Genomic DNA, 4,196 nt, shown 5'->3' on the forward strand with positions numbered 1-4,196 from the left:
TCCTCGCTGTTGGGCACATACGCCAGTTGCCCGCCGTAGTTGCCATCCACCCGCATCGCACCGTCGCGGTGGAAGCTGTGCACCGGGCAGCGGGCGGCGTTGACCGGGATCTGGTGGTGGTTGACCCCCAGGCGATACCGCGCGGCATCGCCGTAGGCAAACAATCGCGCCTGCAGCATCCGGTCCGGAGAGAAACCGATGCCCGGCACCACGTTGGAGGGGGAAAACGCCGCTTGCTCGACTTCGGCGAACACGTTCTGCGGGTTGCGGTTGAGTTCGAAGTAACCCACCTCGATCAACGGGTAGTCCTTGTGTGGCCAGACCTTGGTCAGGTCGAACGGATTGACCCCGTGATCGTGGGCCTGCTCTTCGGTCATGACCTGGATGTAGAACGTCCAGCGCGGAAAATTCCCGGCTTCGATGCTGTCGAACAGGTCCCGCTGACTGCTTTCCCGATCCCGGCCGATCAGCTCCTGGGACTGCGCATCGCTCAGGTTTTCGATGCCTTGCTGGGACTTGAACGTGAACTTGACCCAGTGCCGCTCATTGTTGGCATTGATCAGGCTGAAGGTGTGGCTGCCAAAGCCATGCATGTGCCGGTAGCTGCGCGGAATACCACGCTCACTCATGACGATGGTCACCTGGTGCAGGGCTTCGGGCAGCGAGGTCCAGAAATCCCAGTTGCTTTGCGCGCTGCGCATGCCGGTGCGCGGGTCGCGCTTGACCGCGTGGTTGAGGTCCGGGAAACGCAACGGATCGCGGAAGAAAAACACCGGGGTGTTGTTGCCCACCAGGTCCCAGTTACCTTGTTCGGTGTAGAACTTCAGAGCAAAGCCACGGATGTCACGCTCGGCATCGGCCGCACCGCGCTCGCCGGCAACGGTGGAGAAACGGGTGAAGATCGGCGTCTGCTTGCCCACTTCGCTAAATAGGCGAGCCTTGGTATAGCGCGTCACGTCATGGGTCACAGTGAAGGTACCGTAGGCGCCGGAGCCTTTGGCATGCATGCGTCGCTCGGGGATCACCTCACGGTCGAAGTGGGCGAGTTTTTCCAGCAGCCACACATCTTGCAGCAACGCAGGCCCACGGGGACCTGCAGTCTGAATATTGAAGTTGTCGACGACGGGAGCGCCGTTGATTGAAGTCAGTTTGTTTTTTGCCATGGCACGATTAACCCAGGTTGAAGTTGTTAGTTGTACAAAGCGTCAGTGGTCGGAACTAATAAAGTGGGTGGAAAAAATAGTATTGATTTCAAAACGGCCGCGCATCCCTGCGAACGGTCAGTGAATGCATGCCTGAGTTTGAATGGACTAAACCAAGGTGTTAAACGCGGGCGTCAACCCCGGCGTTTCATGATCGCTTCGATGCAGGCCAGCAGCGCCGCGGTGTGGAAGGGTTTGGCGAAATAGCCTTCGGGTTTGCGCACCCGGTCACTGAAATGGGGCGGCAGGCCGGACTTGCCGGTGATGAACAAGGTCGGGATATGAAGGTTTCGGGCCGCCAGCGCTTCGTACATCTGTACGCCACACATGCCGGGCATCTGCATGTCGGAGATCAGGCAGTCGGTCTGTTCGGGGCCGCTTGATTGAAGAAAGGCATAGGCGCTGTTGTAGGTTTTTACTGTGTAACCGTAAGAGCGTAATAAACTGTCCAGTGATATTAAAATGAGTTCGTCATCATCAACTACTGAAATAAGGGGTGCGTTAAACATGTAAAGACCTTGGGTCATTGCGAGTGGCGCTAAGTGGCGCCCGCCATACTTGCAAGATACGCGCTCCGAAAAAGCGCAAAAGTATACGTGGGTATGTGTGGTCGTTTTCCTGCGGTTTTGCCAGGGGCAGGCAAACCTTTACAGGGATTGTTCATGGGACAGGTTGTCTTCGATCAACGCGACGAAACGTGCGTTGTGCCGCGCGCATTCCTCGAAAAGGCGGCGGCTGGCATTGTCCTTGTTGGCGATGGCGCATTCCTGGTAATCGCGCAGCAGCGCATCGGCGGCCCGCAATCGGCGGGCGGCGCGGCAAATCCCCGTGAGGCAATCGGCGAAACAGGCAGGTTCATGCACGTCAATGAGTTGATAGAGCGCTGCGGTTTCGGCGTAGCCGCCCAGGTCGGTGATGGCCGTGGCGAGGAAGTCGGTATAACTGCTGCTGGCGCGTACCAGTCGATGAAACAGCTGTTGCACGGGCAGGAAGCTGACGTTGTGAGACAGTTGCTGGCCGCGCGTGAGCTGCGCCACCAGCGTGAGCGCGCTGCCCAGTAAATCGGTGAGCGCATCGATGATCTCCACGCGTTCTGCGGTCGACAGCGAGCTGTGCGCGCCGTAGCGGCTGATGCGTAACGGATGACTGACGATATAGAGCCTTTGCAATGCGTTCATGACAACCGTCCTCAGGTCAGCGCCGTGGCGCGATGAGTTGATTCGTTCGAGGTGACCAGCGTAATTCTCCGGGCGCCCGATAACACTCCTACCTCGGGACGCTGGCCTAGCACATGGGGTAAGGCTCGTCATACCGGCGTATGAGCGCCTAGCACTGAGGTAGGAGTGCCGGGCCCAAAGGGGCGCCTTACAGTACAGAGCCGTCCATTGTCGGGGCGGCCTTCGCGGTGTCCTCCAGGGCATCTGCACAAGGGCTGTGGAGAATTCATCGATGTTCACCCAACTGCAGGCTCACCCGTTGATCTGCGGCGTCATCCTGATCCTGTTCGACCTGGCGCTGTGGCAGTTCATCGGCGCCACGCGACACAACCTGCGCCTGTGTGTGCGCATCGGCATCTTCGTGGCGTTCAGCGCGGTAATGACCGCCGCCGGCATCAGCCCCCTGCAACCGCCGCTGTGGCCCGATGACGCCGTGCTCAACCTGATGGGCACGGTACTGGGGATCGGCTGGTGGCTGTTCGCGGCGCGGACCCTGACCATCATCCTCGGCTATGGCCTGATGTCCCGCGCCGGGCACAGCGCGCGCTTGCTCCATGACCTGATGGGCGCGCTGATTTTCCTGATCGCCATCGTCGCGGCCGCCGCCTATGTCCTGCAGTTGCCGGTCAAGGGCTTGCTGGCCACGTCGGGAGCGATGGCGATCATCGTCGGGCTGGCCTTGCAGAGCACCTTGAGCGATGTGTTTTCCGGCATCGTGCTCAACACCACCAAGCCCTATCAGCTCAACGACCGGATCTCCATCGATGGCACCCAGGGCAAGGTGGTCGAGATCGACTGGCGTTCCACGCACCTGATGACCGATATGGGCGGCATCGCGGTGGTGCCCAACTCGGTGGCGGCCAAGGCGCGCATCGTCAACTTCAGCCGCCCGGGGGATGTGAACGGCATCAGTGTGACCATCGCTGTGCCCAGCGGCGTGCGCCCGCGCCGCGCCATCGATGCGCTGGAAAAAACCTTGCACGGAACACGGGCCTTGTTGCAGACGCGCCCGGCCAAGGTCTCGGTCAAAAGCTCCCACCTGGACTACACCGAGTACGAGATGAAGGGCTTCATCGCATCGGCCAAGAGCAAGAACGAAGTGTGCAACCTGATGTTCGACCTGGCCCACCGTCACCTCGAAGCCGGGGGCGTCGTATGGGGCTGCGGCCAGGAAGAACAGCGCTGGAACCGCCAGCGCCGGCTGCTGGAAGAGGTGCGGATCTTCCGCTCGCTGAGCAGTGAGGAGCGCGATCAACTGGCCGCGGATATGACCGCCGTGGACTATCAGGCCGACGAGGTCATCCTGGCGTTCGGCGAGGTTGCCGACTGCCTGATGATCATCAGCACCGGGGTGGTGTCGGTGGCGATTCATGACGATGAAAAACTGGTGGAGGCCGGACGCATGGGGCCTGGCGAAGTCATGGGCGAGGAGGGGATCCTCGCCGATAAACCCTCGCGGGGAGAATTTCGCAGCATCACCAGCGGCCGTCTGTTCCGCATCGAAAAAGCCGTGTTCGGCGATCAGCTGGAACATCTGGGCGAACTCAAAAACGCCTTGAGCCACTTGCAGGACCAGCGCCAGGAAATTCGCGAGACGCTGGTGATGCACAAGCCGGTGGAGATCAAGAAGATCGGGTTGTTGCAGTGGTTGATGCAGCGTCGGTGATTGGGTTTTTGAAACTGTGGCGAGGGAGCTGCTGTGGCGAGGGAGCTTGCTCCCGTTGGGGCGCGAAGCGGCCCTGCTCTTTTTGGGGCCGCTTCGCAGCCCAGCGGGAGC

At 60.4% G+C, this 4,196-nt stretch carries 4 protein-coding genes; 1 reads left to right on the plus strand and 3 read right to left on the minus strand.

Annotated elements, in window-relative coordinates; genetic code table 11:
• The 3 genes from B0W55_RS28810 to B0W55_RS28820 form a co-directional block, all read right to left on the minus strand.
• Positions 1-1,163, minus strand: a 1,163-nt coding sequence (locus tag B0W55_RS28810; RefSeq protein WP_077049296.1) for a catalase, incomplete at its 3' end; no start/stop codon positions are given.
• A 173-nt stretch (positions 1,164-1,336) separates the two neighbouring features.
• A complete protein-coding gene (locus B0W55_RS28815) occupies positions 1,337-1,711 on the minus strand; it encodes a response regulator transcription factor (protein WP_077049299.1) in 375 nt (124 codons plus the stop codon).
• A gap of 138 nt (positions 1,712-1,849) precedes the next feature.
• Positions 1,850-2,380 carry a hypothetical protein gene (locus B0W55_RS28820; RefSeq protein ID WP_077049297.1) on the minus strand — a complete coding sequence of 177 codons (531 nt, stop codon included), beginning with the start codon at positions 2,378-2,380 and terminating at the stop codon, positions 1,850-1,852.
• Positions 2,381-2,651: 271 nt separating this feature from the next.
• On the opposite strand from B0W55_RS28820, the gene B0W55_RS28825 reads away from it, so the two are divergent.
• The gene (locus B0W55_RS28825) at positions 2,652-4,085 is read left to right on the plus strand and encodes a mechanosensitive ion channel family protein (protein ID WP_077049298.1); all 1,434 of its coding nucleotides are present in this window, start codon (positions 2,652-2,654) and stop codon (positions 4,083-4,085) included.
• Positions 4,086-4,196: the final 111 nt, after the last annotated feature.

Origin of the sequence: Pseudomonas sp. KK4, assembly GCF_001984065.1 — a bacterium.
Lineage (GTDB): Bacteria > Pseudomonadota > Gammaproteobacteria > Pseudomonadales > Pseudomonadaceae > Aquipseudomonas.

Coding starts and splice junctions, on each gene's coding strand:
- B0W55_RS28825 (WP_077049298.1), top strand. CDS start 2,652: ATGTTCACCCAACTGCAGGCTCACCCGTTGATCTGCGGCGTCATCCTG.
- B0W55_RS28815 (WP_077049299.1), bottom strand. CDS start 1,711: ATGTTTAACGCACCCCTTATTTCAGTAGTTGATGATGACGAACTCATT.
- B0W55_RS28820 (WP_077049297.1), bottom strand. CDS start 2,380: ATGAACGCATTGCAAAGGCTCTATATCGTCAGTCATCCGTTACGCATC.